Raw genomic sequence first — 16,602 nt, 5'->3', positions numbered from 1 at the left:
CACTGCCGGGCGGCCCCGGGTGCGGCGTGACACCATGGCCGGAAGACGGCACAGAGGACGACCAAAAACGACAAAACAGGTCCAAAAGGCGAAAGGCCACAGGACAACGGCCGGAAGACGGCACGGAAGACGGCGCAGCGATGGCGGCGGCGATGGGAGGCTGCAATGAGTGACGCGATGCTCGCGATCGGCACCCGCAAAGGGCTGTTCCTCGCCCGCTCGACCGGCGGCGGCCCGTTCGAGGTCCAGCCGATCCGGTTCTCCACGGTCGGCGTCCCCTCGGTGGCGATCGACACGCGCGGCCCCTCGCCCCGGCTGCTCGCCGGCATCGAGTACGGCCATTTCGGTCCCTCGGTGATGTACTCCGACGATCTGGGCGAGTCCTGGCAGGAGGCGTCCCGGCCGCCGGTCGCGTTCCCCGACAAGACCGGCGCGACGCTGGCCCGCGTCTGGCAGCTCCAGCCGTCGCCGTCGGAGCCGGACGTGGTGTGGGCCGGGGCGGAGCCGGCCGCGCTGTTCCGCTCGGAGGACCGCGGCGTCACCTACGAGCTGGTCGAGGGGCTGTGGGAGCATCCGCACCGGCCGCACTGGCAGCCGGGCGGCGGCGGGCTGTGCCTGCACACGATCGTCCCGCATCCCAGCGACCCGCGGGTGATGGGCGTGGCGGTGTCGGCGGCCGGGTTCTACCGCACCGCCGACGGCGGCCTGTCGTGGGAGGCGGCCAACCAGGGCATCCGGGCGCCGTTCCTGCCGGAGGGGCGGCAGTACCCGGAGTTCGGCCAGTGCGTGCACAAGGTGGCGCTGCACCCCGCACGGCCCGACCGGCTGTTCCTGCAGCACCACTTCGGCGTCTACCGCAGCGACGACTTCGGCGGCGCCTGGCACGGCGTGGGCGGGTCCCTGCCGTCCGACTTCGGCTTCCCCGTCGTGGTCGACCCGCACCGCCCCGACACGGTGTACGTGCTGCCGCTCCAGGCGGACGTCGACCGCACCCCGGTGGAGCACCGCCTGCGCGTCTACCGCTCCGACGACGCCGGCGACACCTGGCGCCCCCTCGACCGAGGGCTGCCGGAGCCGCCGGTGCACGTGACCGTGCTGCGCGACGCGATGACCGCCTCGGAGGCGGGGCTGTTCTTCGGCACCCGCGACGGCGAGGTGCACGCCTCCACCGACGGCGGCGAGAGCTGGAGCCTGGTGGCCAGGCACCTGCCCGACGTCCTCACGGTGCGCGCGGCGGTGCTCTAGCACATGGGCACCCGACGGGCCAGACCCGTGACCATGGTCGTGTTCGTGCTCCCCAGCTCGCTGCGGCGCTGGGTGAGCGGCAGGAGCGAGGTGAAGGTGTTCGCCGTCGCGGCCGACTCCGACACCTCGCCCACGCTGGGGTCGGCGCTGGACATGCTGCGCCGTACGCACCCGCTGCTGGAGGAGCGGCTGCGTGACGACTACGGGCGGATCCGCCGCCACATCAGCATGATCGTCTCCGGGGAGGACGCGCGGGGGCTCGGCAGCCTCGACTGCGCGCTGCCGCCGGGCGCCGAGGTGTACGTGCTGCCCACCCTGGCCTGACGCGGGCTCAGACCTTGCGCCAGCCGGGGACCCAGGCGCCGTCCTCCACGACGTAGTCGCCGAACAGGGCCGGAGCCTCCTTCAGCATGAGCTCACCGATGCGCTGGAACAGCAGCCGGATCTCCTCCTCGGCCCCGACGGCCGTGCGCGCCTCGATGGTGTGCCGCAGCGTGCGGACGTTGGCCGTCCAGACCAGGCCGGTGGCCAGGCCCTCGGGGGCGAAGCGACGCATGAACGAGGTGCGGTGCTTCTTCTCGGAGAACGGCTTGCCCTCCTCGTCCAGCTCGAAGTGGTCGGCCATCCACAGCTGGAAGCGCTCCAGCTCCTCCAGCACCGCCGTGGCCCGCTCCATCAGCTCGGAGTCCTCGCGGGCCCAGTCGGGGAACCAGAACGGCAGCTCGTCCAGGCGGACGAAGCGCAGCGACTCCTGGGAGATGGCCACGCCCGGCCGGTGGCGGACCAGCTCATGCGTCAGGACGCGGCTGACGTTGTGCAGCACGAAGCTGAAGCTGACGTGCTCCAGGACCGAGCCGTGGGCGCTGGCCAGGATGTTGCGGAGGTACTCGTCCTGGTTTTCGCGGATGCGGACCACGTTGGGGTTGAGGCCCGGCTCGAACGAGCGGTAGCAGAGCCGCCCGGCGAACTCGGCGAGGTTCTGCGCGTCGAGGTCGCCGCGGTCGAGCCGCTCCAGCCACCGCTCGCCGCCGACCTCGCCCAGGTAGCGGGCCAGCTCGTCGTAGTCGAGCTGCGGACGGGCGACGATGAAGACCTCGGGTTCGACGGTGCGCATGGCGAGCCCCCGCTCGGTTAGGCGATGTGACGGGCCAAGCAAACCAGGTCGGGCGGCCGGGCGCGAACTCCGGGGTGCCCCACCCGTCCACCGCCGTGCGCGGCGTTCCGGCCGACGTCAGAGGCGGTAGACGCGGCGGGCGTTGCCCGAGCCGATCATGTACGCGACGCGGGCGGCGTCGGGGGCGCTCCACTCCCCCGCGTCGAGCCGCTCCTTCAGCGCCCGGCCCAGGGCGCGCCGGAACGACACGGCCCCGAGGTGGGCGGTCTCGGCCACGCCGGAGCAGCCGGAGCCGAAGAGCTGCTTGTGGAAGGGCGCCAGCTCCAGCAGCTCGTCCACGACCCGCCACGACGCGGCGCCGGTGCGGGTGAGCGCCCGCCCGACGTCCACGTGGACGTGCGGGTACGTGGCGGCCAGGTAGGCGGCCTGGCGGTGGAACGGGTAGCAGTGGAGCAGGATGACGGTCACGCCGGCGGGCTGGAGCGCCTGGAGGAAGCCGGTCAGCAGCGCGGGGTCGGTCCGGTGCGGCGGCGCGTGCCCGGAGTCGGGACCCGCGCCCGTGTGGAGCTGGAGGGGCAGCCCCCGCTCGCGGGCCACGTCGACGGACGTCCACAGCAGGTGCCGCAGCGCCACCGGGTCCGTCAGCGGATCCTTGGGGTCGGCGAGCCGCCGGTTCGCGGCGGCGATCACCGACCCGCGGCTGGGACGGGCCGGGTCGAAGTCGAGGCCGTGGCGGTGCGCGGTGACCGTGCTCAGGCCCACGGCCCTGGCGGCGCGGGCGGACAGCTCCTCGGCCAGGCCGTCCAGGTAGTCGGAGGCCGTGCCCGCCATCTCGGCCACGTCGTGCTCGACCTGCTCGACGCGGACGATCTCGTCGGCCGCGGCCGAGCCGTGCCGCCCCATCTCGGCGGCCGGCAGCAGGTCGTCGCTCTCCGTGCCGGTGTCCACGAGGAACGCGGCCACCCCGGCGGCCCCCAGCAGCCGCCGGTTGACCTCGCCGGCGCCCAGCTCGGCGCGCCGGGCCAGGTAGACGGCGGGCGGGGCGTGCGGCGCCAGATCGAGGACGGGGGCGCACCAGCGGCGCACGGCGACGCCGACCGGGGTGTCGAAGTGCGTGGTGCCGGGCGGCGCGGGCACGCCGCCGCCGATCAGCAGCTCGTACTGGGCCCGGGACAGGTCGTCGCGGCGCACGGCGTCGCAGTGGTGGTCGACCAGCGGGGCGAGCAGCGCTTCGCGCACCGTGTCGGGCAGGCCGGGGGGGAGCATGCGGAGACTCTAGGGCGTACGGCCGGGCCGCCGCGCCGCTTTCGGCACACCTCTGCCCCACCGGCCGTTCGGCGTTCCCCACGCGGGCCCGGACGTCGCGGACGCCCGGGCCGCGTGGAGGGCGGCAGGGTCAGCGGCGGGAGAGCCGCAGGACGTTGGCGATGATCTTGGCGCCGGCGCCGCCCTCGGCCGTCAGGATCGACTCGGGGTGGAACTGCACCCCGAACCGCCGGTTGCGGGTGTCCTCGATGGCCATGACGTTGCCGTCCGGCGTCACCGCCGTGGCCTCGAAGCCGACCACGCCGGGCCGCTTGGCGTGCAGCGAGTGGTAGCGCGCGGCGGTGAACTCGGCGGGCAGCCCCTCCAGCAGCGCGCTGCCGCCGAGCCGCGTCACCTGCCCCCGCTTGCCGTGCTCGGGGTAGTCGAGCAGCTCCAGCGAGCCGCCCGCCTGCTCCACCATCGCCTGCAGGCCGAGGCACACGCCGAAGACCGGCAGCTCGCGGGCGTAGATCTCGCCGATCAGCGCGGTCATGCCGAAGTCGGACGGCCAGCCGGGGCCGGGCGAGAGCACCACCAGGTCGGGGGCGACCTCGTCGAGCGTCGCCGGCGGGAACCCGTGGCGCAGCGTCACCACATCGGCCCCCTCCTGCCGGAAGTAGTCGGCCAGGGTGTTGACGAAGGAGTCCTCGTGGTCGACGAGCAGCACCTTCATGCCCTGGCCCGGCTGCTCGCGGACCGGCGCGGCGGCCACGGCGTGCGGCTGGTTGACGGCGGCCAGGGCGCCGAGCAGGGCGCTGGCCTTGAGCTCGGTCTCGCGCTCCTCGGCCTCCGGGTCGGAGTCGAACAGCAGGGTCGCCCCGGCCCGCACGGTGGCGAGGCCGTCCTTGATCTGCGCGGTGCGCAGCGTCAGGCCGGTGTTCATGGAGCCGTCGAAGCCGATGAAGCCGATCGCGCCGCCGTACCAGCGGCGGGTGGTGGCCTCGTGGTCCTCGATGAACTGCATGGCCCACGTCTTGGGCGCGCCGGTGACGGTGACGGCCCACATGTGGGTGAGGAAGGCGTCGAGGGCGTCGAACTCGGGGCGCAGGCGGCCCTCGATGTGGTCGACGGTGTGGATGAGCCGGGAGTACAGCTCGATCTGGCGGCGGCCGATGACCTGGACCGAGCCCGGGACGCAGATGCGGGACTTGTCGTTGCGGTCCACGTCGGTGCACATGGTCAGCTCCGACTCCTCCTTCACGCTGGTCAGGAGGGTGCGGATGGCCTCGGCGTCCTCGACGGGGTTGCTGCCGCGGGCGATGGTGCCGGAGATGGGGCAGGTCTCGACGCGCTCGCCGGTGACCCGGACGTACATCTCGGGCGAGGCGCCGACGAGGTGCTCGCCCTCGCCGAGGCTGATGATGAACTCGTACGGCGCCGGGTTGCTGTGCCGCAGGCTGCGGTAGAAGGCGGCCGGCTCGGTGCACACGGCGTGGAACAGCTGGCCGGGCACGACCTCGAACAGGTCGCCGCGCCTGAACTTCTCCTTGGCCGCGGCGACGACCTTGGCGTACTCGCCCTTCGGCGGGTCGGACGGGATCTCGGCGGGCGTGGCGATGGGCGTGGAGTCGCCGGTGCGCTCCAGTCCGCGGGTGCTCGCCCCGTCGACGGTGAACTCGTAGCGGTGCTCGACGCAGGTCTCCCGCTGCCGGTCGATCACGACGAGCCGGTCGGGCAGGTGCAGCACCAGGTCGCGCTGGTCGGCGGGGCGGGCGAGCTCCTGCCTGATCGGCTCGAACTGGAAGGCCAGGTCGTAGCCGAAGGCGCCGTACAGGCCGAGGTGCGGGTCGTCGCCGCGGAAGGCGGCGATGACCTCGCGGATCGCGCTGAACACGGTGGGCCGGCGGCTGCGCATCTCCTCGGGCAGCAGGTCCTCCGACTCGGGGACGAACACCTCGACCCGGTCGGCGGTCGGCTCCTCGACCGGCTTGCCGGCGGCCAGCAGGCACGACGTCACGGCGGGCAGCACGACGCGGCCACGGGCGTTGAGGGCCCGGGCGGAGATGGTGCGGCCCTTGGCGACGAGCTCGACGCAGGGGTCGACGTAGCCGAACGCCCACCTGCTGTAGCGGCCGGGATAGTCCATGCCGGAGGAGAAGGCGCCCCCGCGCCGTACGTCGAGGGCGGTCACGATCTCCTCGAGCGCGTCCTCGGACACCTCGCGCGTCTCGCGCTCGACGCCGATGCCGCCGGCCGTGACGTAACCGCTGGTATATCCGCTCGTCTCCACAGTTGCTTGCCCCTTGTTGATGTTGCCGTTGATGTTGACCGTCGAAGTGCACTGCCACAACGCCGAACCCGGGGGCGGACACGAGAAAGGCCGCCTACCGGGGCGGCCGTCCGTCGAAGATGTGCGAAACTCGCGCCGCCTAGAAGCGGCGCCACCACTGAAGCTCGACGCGGTTTCGCATGTCCCCAGGGTAGCCGCCGAGCCCAAGATCATGCAACGCGGCGCGCAGCGGGGGCTCCGGCCTTCCGTGCCCCCTCGGCGCCCCCTCGGCGCCCCCTCGGCGCCCCCTCGGCGCCCGCTCCGGCGGCGTGACAGACCGGGCGCCCGCCGGAAGGCCGCGTGAAATAGCGGGGGGCGTAGGGGTCCGCGCGGCGGGGCGAACGGCTAGCTTGACAATCATGGAACGCCCCCCGTTAGCCTGGCGGTCGACAACGGTCGTCGTGGCGTGCCTGGTCGCGGTGCTGCTCCTGCTCGGCGACCGGTACGGCTACCACCGTGACGAGCTCTACTTCAGGGTGCTGTCCGAGTATCCCGCCTGGGGCTACGTCGACCAGCCCCCGCTCACCCCGCTGATCGCCCGCCTGTCGATCGCGCTGTTCGGCGACACGCTGTTCGCGCTGAAGATCTTCCCGGCCGTGGCGGCGGCGCTGCTGGTGGTGCTGGCCACGCTGATCACGCGCGAGCTGGGCGGCGGGCGCGTCGCCCAGGCCGTGGCCGCGCTCGGCGTCGCGACCGGCGCGTACACGCTGGTGGCCGGGCACACGATGCTGACGCTCAGCTTCGACCTGCCGTTCTGGGCGGCGGCCGGGCTGTTCGCGATCAAGGCGCTGCGCCGGGAGGAGCCGCGCTGGTGGGTCGCGTTCGGCGTGGTGGCCGGACTGGCGACGTACAACAAGCTGCTGATCGCGATGCTGGCGCTGGGCCTCGCGGCCGGGCTGCTGCTCGCGGGGCCGCGCCGGGTGCTGGCCAGCCCGTGGCTGTGGGCGGGCGCGGCGATCGCCCTCGTCCTGGCCGCCCCCAACCTGATCTACCAGGCGACCCACGACTGGCCGCAGCTCAAGATGGCCGCGGCGCTCAGCGAGGGCGAGGGCGACGAGCAGCGGCTGATGTTCGTGCCGATGCAGTTCGGGCTGTTCGGGCCGGTCGTGGCGGTCATCGGCGGGTTCGGCTGGTGGCGGCTGTGGAAGGACCGGCGGGTGCGGGCGGTGGCGGTCGCGTTCCCGGCCGCGGCGGTGCTGACCGTGCTCAGCGGCGGCCGGTTCGACTACACGGCGGGGCTGGTCCTGCTGCTGTTCACGGCGGGCTGCGTGAGCGTGGAGGCGGCGGGCGCCGGCCGGGTGCGGCTGGCGGTGGCGTCGCTGGTGGTCAACGGGCTGGTCTGCGCGGTGATCGCGCTGCCACTGCTGCCCGCCGACCGGCTGGCCGCCACCCCGATCCCGGACATCGACGAGGTGGTGCGCGAGTCGGTCGGCTGGCCGCAGTTCGCCGCCGCCGTGCGGGGCATCCTGGACACGCTGCCGCCCGAGGAGCGGGCCCGCGCGATCGTGCTGACCGGCAGCTACGGCGAGCAGGGCGCGCTGGCGCGGGCCGGGATCCCGCGCGTCTACAGCGGGCAGAACCAGCTCCACCTGTACGGCCCGCCGCCCGAGACCGGCACCGTCGCGGTGGCGGTGAACATCGGCCGGCGCGGCATGTACCGGCAGTACACCACGTGCGAGCAGCGCGCCGTGGTGGACAACCGGGTCGGCGTGGAGAACGAGCTGCAGGGGATGCCGGTGTTCCTGTGCCGGGGACTGAAGGGCTCCTGGCGAGCCGCCTGGCCGCTCTACCAGCACTACAGCTAGCGGGACCACGAACCGCGGCGCGGGCCTTGATCTCCGGGCCGGGCGGGCTCATGATCCGGTCAACGGTTCCCCCAGCGAAGGGCTTCGCCATGCGCCGTTCCCTCCTGTCCCTCCCCGTGGCGGTCGTGCTGGCCCTGGCCGGCGCGGCCGTCACCAGCGCGCCCGCCCAGGCCCGGCCCTGCGGCCTCGGCAACTACTGCGTCACGACCTACTACTCCGACTCCTCCCGGACCACCGTGGTCGGGCAGATGGTGGAGGAATGCGAAGGCGGCGGCGGCTCCTGGGGCGTCCGCACGATCTACAAGGACTTCTCGGAGGTCCCCTGCTGACCACGGACGCGGGCAGCGGCGCGGGCTTCCACCTGCCGGGCGGCATCTGTTACTGGTAGGCAATGCGACGCGTGCGGCTCCAGCGTGACCTTCCCGTCCCCATGCCGGACGGTGTGACCCTGATGGCCGACCACTACGCGCCCGCCGGTGGCGGCCGGGCGCCGGTGGTGCTCATCCGCTCCCCGTACGGCCGGCGGGGCCTGTTCGGCTGGATGTACGGGCGGGGCTTCGCCCGCAACGGCTTCCACGTGGTGATCCAGAGCTGCCGGGGCGGCTTCGGCTCCGGTGGCCTGCTCGACCCGATGGCCGACGAGCACGACGACGGCCTGGCGACGCTGGCGTGGATGCGGGCCCAGCCCTGGTACGGCGGGTCGTTCGCGATGTTCGGCCCGTCGTACCTGGGCTACGCGCAGTGGGCCATCGCGGCCGACGCGGGGCCGGAGCTGAAGGCCATGGCGGCCCAGATCACCGCGTCGCAGTTCCGCGACGCCGCCTACGTGGGCGGGGCGTTCGCGCTGGAGTCGGCGCTGAGCTGGACGGCGCTGACGGACGCCATGGCGCGTCCCTTCGGCGGCGCGGCGGCGCTGACCGCGCCCCGGCTGACGCGGCGGGCCGTGCTGTCGGGGCGGCCGGTGGCGGAGCTGGACGTGGCCGCTTCGGGGCGTCCGCTGCGCTTCTACCAGGATCTGCTGGAGCACCACGCCGACCCCGCCGTGCCGTACTGGGACAAGCGCGATTTCTCCCCTAAGGTCGGGCAGGTGGAGGCGGCGGTCACGATGCTCAGCGGCTGGTACGACGTGTTCCTGCCGTGGCAGCTCAAGGACTATCTGGCGATGCGGCGGGCGGGGCGCCGGCCGTACCTGACGATCGGGCCGTGGTACCACGTGGACGCCCGGCACGGGCGGACCTCGATGGCCGAGGGCCTTGCCTGGTTCCGCGCGCACCTCATGGGCGACGCGTCCGGGCTGCGCGCCGACCCGGTGCGGGTGCACGTGACGGGGGCCGGCGAGTGGCGCGACTACCCCGACTGGCCGGTGCCGGGCATGACACCGCAGCGGTGGCACCTCCAGCGGGGCTTCGGGCTGGATCCCGAGGCGCCGCGGGCGGCCGGTCCGGACCGGTTCCGTTACGACCCCGCGCACCCCACCCCCGTGCTCGGCGGTCCGGTGCTGCTGTCGGACTCCCGGCCGCGCGACCAGCGCCGCCTGGAGGCGCGGCGCGACGTGCTGGTCTACAGCTCGCCGGCGCTGCCGCGGGACGTCGAGATGATCGGGCCCGTCACGGCCGAGCTGTTCGTGCGCTCCAGCACGCCGTACGTGGACGTGGTGGTGCGGGTGTGCGACGTGCGCCCGGACGGCAGGTCGCTCAACCTGTGCGAGGGCGTGCGGCGCCTGAGCCCGGGCTCCCCCGGAGACCCGGACTCCCCTGACGGGGACGTGCGGCGGGTGGTGGTGGAGCTGTGGCCGCTCGGGCACCGCTTCCGGGCCGGGCACCGCATCCGCGTGCACGTGGCCGCCGGCGCGTACCCGACGATCGCCCGCAACACCGGCACCGGGCGGCCGATCGGGCTCGGCGGCCCGATGGTCGCGGCCGACGTCGAGGTCTTCCACACCCCGGAGCTGCCCTCGGCGGTGGTGCTCCCCCGCGTGGCGGTCCCATGACCGGACGGGAGGCACGGCTGTGCGCGCCGGGCGGCTGATGTCGCTCGTCCTGCTCCTCCAGGCGCGCGGCAGGATGACGGCGGCGGAGCTGGCGCGCGAGCTGGAGGTGTCGGAGCGGACCGTCCACCGCGACGTGCTGGCCCTGTCGGGCTCGGGCGTGCCGGTGTACGCCGACCGGGGCCGCGGCGGCGGCTACCGGCTGCTCGACGGCTACCGGACCCGGCTGACCGGCCTGGACCGGGCCGAGGCGGAGGCGCTGTTCCTGTCGGGGGTGCCGGCCGCGCTGCGGGAGATGGGCCTGCAGGGCGTGGCAGCGACGGCCCGGCTGAAGGCCGCGGCGGCCCTGTCGCCCGGCCTGCGCGACGCGCCCGCGACCGCGGCGCAGCGCTTCCACCTGGACGCGCCCGGCTGGTTCGCCCCGGACGACCCGCCTCCCGCCGCCCTGGCGCCGCTGGCCCGGGCCGTGTGGAGCGACCGGCCGGTCACCGCCGCCTACCGCGAGCGCCGCCGCACCCTGGAGCCGTACGGGCTCGTGCTGAAGGCGGGGGCGTGGTACCTCGCCGGCCGGGTCCGGTCCCGGTTCCTGGTCTTCCGGGTGGACCGGTTCGGCGAGGTCGAGCCGCAGGAGGGCGTGTTCGAGCGGGACCCTGACTTCGACCTGGCGGCGTTCTGGGCGGAGCACGCGGCGGCCTTCGCCCGCTCCCTGCTGCGCGAGACGGTGACGCTGCGGCTGACGGAGGCGGGGGTGCGGATGCTGCGGCACGTCGCCGACCCGGCCGCGCTGGACGACGCGCTCGCCTCGCTCCAGCCGGACGGCACCCTGCGGCTGGGCGTCGAGTCCGTCGCCGTGGCCTACAGTCAGGTGCTGCGCCTCGGCCCGGAGGCGGAGGTGCTCGGGCCGCCGGAGCTGCGTGCCCTGCTCGCCGGGGCGGCCGCCCGCATGGCCCGGCTGTACGAGCACCAGGAGGAGGCCCCGGGAGATCGACCGTTCGGCGCGGCGCTACGACCACTCGGCGATCCGTGACCTGACCGGAACCCCCGGCTGTCTAAGGTGCGGGGTCGAGAGCTGCTTCTCCTCACGCCCAAGGAGACCGCCTTGCCCGGTGACAAGAGTGACCGCAGCCCCTGGTACTGGCTGCTGCTCGTGCCCGTCGTCATCCCCCTGCTGACGTTCCTCTACAACGCCGACGAGCCGCGACTGCTCGGCTTCCCGCTGTTCTACTGGCTGCAGATCGCCTTCATCGCCCTCGGCGTGGCGACGACCACGATCGTCTACCGGATGACGAGGAGGCGGCCGTGAGCGCGCACACGACCGAGATCGTCGTCTTCTCGGTGCTGTTCCTGCTGGTCAGCGGGATGGGCTTCGTGGCCGCCCGGTGGCGCCGCCCCACCGACCTGGCCAGCCTGCACGAGTGGGGGCTGGGCGGCCGCAACTTCGGCTCGTGGATCACCTGGTTCCTCATCGGCGGCGACCTCTACACCGCGTACACGTTCGTGGCGGTGCCCGCCCTGCTGTTCGGCGCGGGCGCGGCCGGGTTCTTCGCCGTGCCGTACACGGTGATCACCTATCCGATCGTGTTCCTCATCATGATCCGGCTGTGGTCGGTGTCGCACGTGCACCGGCTGGTCACGCCGGCCGACTTCGTGCGGCTGCGGTTCGGCTCGCCCACGCTGGCGCTGCTGGTGGCGATCACCGGCATCGTGGCGACCATGCCGTACATCGCGCTCCAGCTCATCGGCATCGAGGCCGTGCTGAAGACGATGGGCGTGGCGGGCAGCGGGTTCCTCAGCGACCTGCCGCTGATCGTGGCGTTCGTCATCCTGGCCGCCTACACCTACCAGTCGGGGCTGCGGGCGCCGGCGCTGATCGCGTTCGTCAAGGACGTCCTCATCTACCTGGTCATCCTCGTGGCGATCATCTACATCCCGGCCCGGCTGGGCGGCTGGGGGGCGATCTTCGACGGGGCGAAGGCCAAGTTCGAGGCCACACCGGCGCCCGGCGACGGACACCTGCTCAACCCGAACAACCAGCTCCAGTACGTGACGCTCGCGCTGGGCTCGGCGCTGGCGCTGTTCCTCTACCCGCACAGCGTCACCGGGGTGCTGGCCTCCCGCAACCGGGACGTGATCAAGCGGAACATGTCGGCGCTGCCCGCGTACAGCCTGCTGCTGGCGCTCATCGCGCTGCTCGGCTACATGGCGATCAGCGCGGGCATCAAGCCGATCGGCACCGACGTCAACACGGTGGTGCCGCAGCTGTTCGACAGGATGTTCCCCGACTGGTTCACCGGGGTGGCGTTCGCGGCGGTCGGCATCGGCGCGCTGGTGCCCGCGGCCATCATGTCGATCGCGGCGGCCAACCTGTTCACCCGCAACATCTACCGCGAGTATGTCAACCGCAACCCGACCGACGCCCAGGAGGCGAGCGTCAGCAAGGTCACCTCGCTGGTGGTGAAGGTCGGGGCGGTGCTGTTCATCCTGCTCATCGACCCGCAGTTCTCGATCGACCTGCAGCTCATCGGCGGCGTGATGATCCTGCAGACGCTGCCGTCGGTGGCGCTCGGCCTGTTCACGCGATGGTTCCACCGGGCCGGGCTCATCGCCGGCTGGGTCGCCGGGATGGGCGGCGGGCTGCTGATGCTCTACGGCATCGCCAACCCGGCCACCAAGCACGCGCACTTCGGCGGCTCGGCGTTCCCGCTGGCGAACCTCGGCCTCGACACGAAGATCACCGTCTACGCGGGCTTCCTGGCGCTGCTGGTCAACCTGGTCGTGGCCGTCCTGGGCACGGTGATCGCGCGCGCGGCCAAGGCCGCGGACGGGCCCGACGGGACCCGGCCCGCCGACTACACGGCCGACGAGGGCGACCCCGCGGTCAAGGAAGTGGACCTCGCCGGCTCGACGTGAACCGCCCGGCGTCTCACATTCCGGGACGTTTGGTCACTATTTAGGCCAAACCGTAATCCCATCGACATTGGGCTTAATACCTCCGTAAAGCTAATCTCCTTCCGTTGACCACCAAGTCATGAGCCGGTCAGACGACCGGCTCATGCATCCGTTCCCACGGATTACGGCTTAACGGAGGGGTCGAGTGACAACCCGGGAACCCGGGCAGCCCAGCAGCGACCGCAGCCCCTGGAACTGGCTGCTCGTCCTGCCCATCGTGCTGCCCCTGATGACGTTCCTGTTCAACGCCGACGAGCCGCGCCTCATGGGCTTCCCGGTCTTCTACTGGCTGCAGATCGCCTTCATCCTCGTCGGCGTCGCCTGCACCACGATCGTCTACCGGATGACGCGATGAGCGGGCACACGACCGAGCTGGTCGTCTTCGCGGTGCTCTTCCTCGTCGTGAGCGGCATGGGCTTCGTGGCCGCCCGCTGGCGGCGGCCCCAGAACATCGAGAGCCTGCACGAGTGGGGCCTGGGCGGGCGCAACTTCGGCTCCTGGATCACCTGGTTCCTCGTCGGCGGCGACCTCTACACGGCCTACACGTTCGTGGCCGTGCCGGCGCTGGTCTTCGGGGCCGGCGCCATCGGCTTCTACGCGCTGCCGTACACGGTGGTCGTCTACCCGCTGGTGTTCCTGGTGCTGGCCCGGATGTGGTCGGTCTCGCACGTCCACGGGTTCGTCACCCCGGCCGACTTCGTCCGGGCCCGCTTCGGCTCGCCCACGCTCGCGCTGGTCATCGCCCTGACCGGGCTGGTGGCGACCATGCCGTACATCGCCCTGCAGCTCGTCGGCATCGAGGCCGTGCTCAAGTCCATGGGCATCACCGGCCACCTGCCGATCATCATCGCGTTCGCCATCCTGGCCGCGTACACCTACCAGTCGGGCCTGCGGGCGCCGGCGCTGATCGCGTTCGTCAAGGACACGCTCATCTACATCGTGATCCTCGCCGCGGTCATCTACATCCCGGCCAAGCTCGGCGGCTGGGGGACCATCTTCGACGCGGCCCAGGCCAAGTTCGACGCGACCCCGGTCAAGACCGACGGCATCACGCTCAACGCGGCCAACCAGCTCCAGTACATCACCCTCGCCTTCGGCTCGGCGCTGGCGCTGTTCCTCTACCCGCACAGCCTCACCGGCGTGCTGGCCTCCAAGAACCGGGGCGTGATCAAGCGGAACATGGCGGCCCTGCCCGCCTACAGCTTCCTGCTCGGCCTCATCGCGCTGCTCGGCTTCATGGCCATCGCCGCGGGCACCAAGCCGATCGGCACCGACACCAACACGATCATCCCGCGGCTGTTCGACCAGATGTTCCCCGACTGGTTCACCGGCGTCGCGTACGCGGCCGTGGGCATCGGCGCGCTGGTGCCGGCCGCGATCATGTCGATCGCGGCGGCCAACCTCTTCACCCGCAACATCTACCGCGAGTACCTCAACAAGCAGGCCACCGACGCCCAGGAGGCCAAGGTGTCCAAGCTGGTGTCGCTGGTCGTCAAGGTCGGCGCGGTGCTGTGCATCCTGCTGCTCGACCCGCAGTTCTCCATCGACCTGCAGCTCATCGGCGGCGTGATCATCCTGCAGACGCTGCCCTCGGTGGCGCTGGGCCTCTACACCCGCTGGTTCCACCGGGGCGGCCTCATCACCGGCTGGGCGGCCGGCCTGGCGGCGGGCGTGTGGATGCTGTACCTCATCCCGAACCCGGCCAAGGGCAAGGCGCACTTCGGCGGGTCCGCGTTCGCGCTGGAGAAGCTCGGCCTCGACACCCCCATGACCGTGTACGCGGGCTTCCTCGCCCTCGCGGTCAACCTCGTGGTGTCGGTGCTGGCCACGCTGGCCTTCCGGGCCGCCAAGGTGGCCGACGGCGAGGACGCCACCTCGCGCGGCGACTACTTCGCCGACGAGGGCGACCCGCGGGTCAAGGAGCTCGACCTCTCCGCCTCGCACTGACCCGTTTCCCGACCCGGCCCGGGCCCGTCTCCCTCGTGGAGGCGGGCCCCCGCCGTCTGCGGACCCGGCGAAAACCCGTTGCGGGCGGGCGAGCACCGGCCGCAGGCTGGAGTGGTGGCCATCCTGGAGGCGACTCGCCTGGCGAAGAGGTTCGGACCGGTCACGGCCGTCCACGACGTGAGCATCACCGTGGCCGAGGGCGAGGTGGCCGCACTGCTCGGCCCCAACGGCGCCGGCAAGTCGACGACCCTGCACATGCTGCTCGGGCTCATCACGCCCGACGCCGGGACGATCACGATGTTCGGCATGGAGCTGGCCCGGCACCGGATCGAGGCGCTGAGCCGGGTCAACTTCGCCGCCAGCTACGTGGACCTGCCCGGCCCGCTGCTGGTGCAGGAGGTGCTCGACGTCTTCGCCCGCTTCTACGCCGTACGGCGCCCGAGGCGACGGGTCGCGGAGATGATCGAGCTGCTGGAGCTGGGCCCGCTGAGGCGGCGGCGGGTGATGGACCTGTCCTCGGGGCAGCGCACCCGCGTCCAGCTCGCCAAGGCGCTGGTCAACGCGCCCCGCCTGCTCGTGCTCGACGAGCCGACCGCCAACCTCGACCCCGACGCCGGCGACCGGATCCGCGGCCTGCTGTCCGGCGTGGCCCGCGAGAGCGGCGCCGCGATGCTCATCACCTCCCACAACATGCGCGAGGTCGAGCGGATGTGCGACCGGATCCACTTCATGGCCGAGGGCCGCGTCGTGGCCTCCGGCAGCGCCGCCGACCTGGCCGGCCGCTACGGGGCCGAGGACCTGGAAGAGGTGTTCCTGAAGGTGGCCCGCGGATGACGACACCACGACCCGCCCTCCCACCGGCTCCTCCGCCTGCCCCGCCGCCTGCCCTTCCCCTGGGCCTGCCGCCGCTGGGTCTCGCCGCCCGGCGCAGCCGCGTCCTGGGCGTGGTGCTGCGCGACTTCGCCGCGCTGCGCCGCAGTCCGGTCCGCGTCTTCGAGATCTTCTTCTGGCCGACGGTGGAGCTGCTGCTGTGGGGGTTCGTCACGCTGTTCCTGCGCACCCAGCAGGTGCCGTTCGTGGTGACCTTCCTCCTCGGCGCGGTGCTGCTCTGGCAGGTGCTGCAGAAGGGCAGCAACGAGATCTCCATCGCCTTCCTGGAGGACATCTGGTCGCGCAACCTGCTCAACGTGCAGGTCAGCCCGCTGTCCAGCGCCGAGTACCTGGCCGGGCTGGTGCTGTTCTCGCTCGGGAAGGTGGCGGTCGCGGTCACGGTGATGGCCGGGCTCGCCTACGCCCTCTACGGGTTCGGGGTGACGGCCATCGGCGTGGGGCTGGTGCCGTTCATGGGGGTGCTGCTCGTCCTCGGCTGGTCGCTGGGGCTGGTCGGCATCGCCGCCGTGCTGCGCTTCGGCGAGAACGCGCAGGTGATCGCCTGGTCGCTGGTGTTCGTGGTGCAGCCGCTGGCCGGGATCTTCTACCCGGTGTCGGTGCTGCCCGCGCCGCTCCAGACCGTGTCGTGGTTCCTGCCCGCCTCACACGTCTTCGAGGGCATGCGCACGGTGCTGGCCGGCGGGGCCGTGCCCTGGGACCGGCTGGCCTGGGCGGGCGCGCTCGACGTCGTCTACCTGGCGCTCACCCTCGCTCTGTACGCGTGGGCTCTCGGCTACGCCCGCCGGCACGGGAAGCTGTCGCGCTTCGGCGACTGAGACGGCTCAGGCGGCCGAGGCGGCCGGACGGCCGGACCGGCAGGGCCGCCGAGGCGGCCAGCACGAGGCCGAGCAGCGCGTACAGGCCCGTCGCGCCGGCGAGCGCCCCCGGCGGCTCACCGGTGGGCGTCAGGAGGCGCGGCAGCCGCCCGGCCAGCTCCACCGCGAGGTCCAGCCGCAGCGCGAAGAGCACGCCCACGGCGGCCTGCGGGGCGCCGCTGGCCACGGCGGCGCCGTGTCGCTTGGCCCAGCCGGTGAGCTCCAGCAGCGACGTG

Annotated in this window: 16 protein-coding genes; 12 read left to right on the top strand and 4 right to left on the bottom strand. The window is 72.6% G+C overall.

The genetic code is table 11. The features are described from left to right. The first annotated feature begins 165 nt into the window (after positions 1 to 165). Together ABZS51_RS23315 and ABZS51_RS23310 are read left to right on the top strand one after the other, a co-directional pair. Positions 166 to 1,245 carry an exo-alpha-sialidase gene (locus tag ABZS51_RS23315; protein WP_355444595.1) on the top strand — a complete coding sequence of 360 codons (1,080 nt, stop codon included), beginning with the start codon at positions 166 to 168 and terminating at the stop codon, positions 1,243 to 1,245. A 3-nt stretch (positions 1,246 to 1,248) separates the two neighbouring features. Then, positions 1,249 to 1,569 carry a hypothetical protein gene (locus ABZS51_RS23310; protein ID WP_310709927.1) on the top strand — a complete coding sequence of 107 codons (321 nt, stop codon included), beginning with the start codon at positions 1,249 to 1,251 and terminating at the stop codon, positions 1,567 to 1,569. Between the two features lie 7 nt (positions 1,570 to 1,576). On the opposite strand, the gene thyX is transcribed toward ABZS51_RS23310, so the two are convergent. The 3 genes from thyX to ABZS51_RS23295 all read right to left on the bottom strand — a co-directional run bounded on the left by thyX (position 1,577) and on the right by ABZS51_RS23295 (position 5,894). Further along, the gene (thyX, locus tag ABZS51_RS23305; protein ID WP_355444591.1) at positions 1,577 to 2,359 is read right to left on the bottom strand and encodes an FAD-dependent thymidylate synthase; all 783 of its coding nucleotides are present in this window, start codon (positions 2,357 to 2,359) and stop codon (positions 1,577 to 1,579) included. A gap of 117 nt (positions 2,360 to 2,476) precedes the next feature. Further along, entirely contained in the window at positions 2,477 to 3,625 is a 1,149-nt protein-coding gene (locus ABZS51_RS23300; RefSeq protein WP_355444588.1) for an amidohydrolase family protein, read from the bottom strand. Positions 3,626 to 3,755: 130 nt separating this feature from the next. After that, on the bottom strand, positions 3,756 to 5,894 hold the full coding sequence (locus ABZS51_RS23295) for an anthranilate synthase component I (RefSeq protein ID WP_355444704.1): 2,139 nt from the start codon (positions 5,892 to 5,894) through the stop codon (positions 3,756 to 3,758). A gap of 398 nt (positions 5,895 to 6,292) precedes the next feature. Between ABZS51_RS23295 and ABZS51_RS23290 the strand changes: the two genes are divergently transcribed. The 10 genes from ABZS51_RS23290 (at position 6,293) to ABZS51_RS23245 (ending at position 16,327) form a co-directional block, all read left to right on the top strand. After that, a complete protein-coding gene (locus ABZS51_RS23290) occupies positions 6,293 to 7,738 on the top strand; it encodes a glycosyltransferase family 39 protein (RefSeq protein WP_355444585.1) in 1,446 nt (481 codons plus the stop codon). 89 nt (positions 7,739 to 7,827) lie between these two features. Then, the gene (locus ABZS51_RS23285; protein ID WP_310709933.1) at positions 7,828 to 8,067 is read left to right on the top strand and encodes a DUF6289 family protein; all 240 of its coding nucleotides are present in this window, start codon (positions 7,828 to 7,830) and stop codon (positions 8,065 to 8,067) included. A 62-nt stretch (positions 8,068 to 8,129) separates the two neighbouring features. Next, the gene (locus ABZS51_RS23280) at positions 8,130 to 9,728 is read left to right on the top strand and encodes a CocE/NonD family hydrolase (RefSeq protein ID WP_355444582.1); all 1,599 of its coding nucleotides are present in this window, start codon (positions 8,130 to 8,132) and stop codon (positions 9,726 to 9,728) included. Positions 9,729 to 9,747: 19 nt separating this feature from the next. Next, positions 9,748 to 10,752 (top strand): WYL domain-containing protein, encoded by a 1,005-nt coding sequence (locus ABZS51_RS23275; protein ID WP_355444579.1) that lies wholly within the window; start codon positions 9,748 to 9,750, stop codon positions 10,750 to 10,752. 72 nt (positions 10,753 to 10,824) lie between these two features. Continuing rightward, positions 10,825 to 11,028, top strand: coding sequence for a DUF3311 domain-containing protein (locus ABZS51_RS23270; protein WP_355444576.1), 204 nt, complete (start codon positions 10,825 to 10,827; stop codon positions 11,026 to 11,028). Continuing rightward, entirely contained in the window at positions 11,025 to 12,635 is a 1,611-nt protein-coding gene (gene mctP, locus ABZS51_RS23265; RefSeq protein WP_310709941.1) for a monocarboxylate uptake permease MctP, read from the top strand. Before ABZS51_RS23270 ends, mctP (ABZS51_RS23265) begins: the two co-directional genes overlap by 4 nt. Positions 12,636 to 12,819: 184 nt before the next feature. Further along, a complete protein-coding gene (locus ABZS51_RS23260; RefSeq protein WP_355444573.1) occupies positions 12,820 to 13,029 on the top strand; it encodes a DUF3311 domain-containing protein in 210 nt (69 codons plus the stop codon). Further along, on the top strand, positions 13,026 to 14,621 hold the full coding sequence (mctP, locus tag ABZS51_RS23255) for a monocarboxylate uptake permease MctP (RefSeq protein WP_355444570.1): 1,596 nt from the start codon (positions 13,026 to 13,028) through the stop codon (positions 14,619 to 14,621). The genes ABZS51_RS23260 and mctP (ABZS51_RS23255) overlap by 4 nt, the downstream gene beginning before the upstream one ends. Before the next feature lie 114 nt (positions 14,622 to 14,735). Continuing rightward, positions 14,736 to 15,455, top strand: a complete 720-nt coding sequence (locus tag ABZS51_RS23250) for an ABC transporter ATP-binding protein (RefSeq protein ID WP_355444568.1) — start codon at positions 14,736 to 14,738, stop codon at positions 15,453 to 15,455. Then, the gene (locus ABZS51_RS23245) at positions 15,452 to 16,327 is read left to right on the top strand and encodes an ABC transporter permease (protein WP_355444566.1); all 876 of its coding nucleotides are present in this window, start codon (positions 15,452 to 15,454) and stop codon (positions 16,325 to 16,327) included. The genes ABZS51_RS23250 and ABZS51_RS23245 overlap by 4 nt, the downstream gene beginning before the upstream one ends. Here the strand turns inward: ABZS51_RS23245 and ABZS51_RS23240 are convergent. Then, positions 16,254 to 16,602 (bottom strand): hypothetical protein (locus ABZS51_RS23240; RefSeq protein WP_355444563.1); only part of this gene is annotated, 349 nt, incomplete at its 5' end. The genes ABZS51_RS23245 and ABZS51_RS23240 overlap by 74 nt on opposite strands.

The organism is Nonomuraea sp. NPDC005501 (assembly GCF_040605905.1).
Taxonomy (GTDB): domain Bacteria; phylum Actinomycetota; class Actinomycetes; order Streptosporangiales; family Streptosporangiaceae; genus Nonomuraea.
The sequence above is the reverse complement of the archived record's forward strand: the minus strand, read 5'-3'. Positions and strand labels throughout refer to the sequence as shown.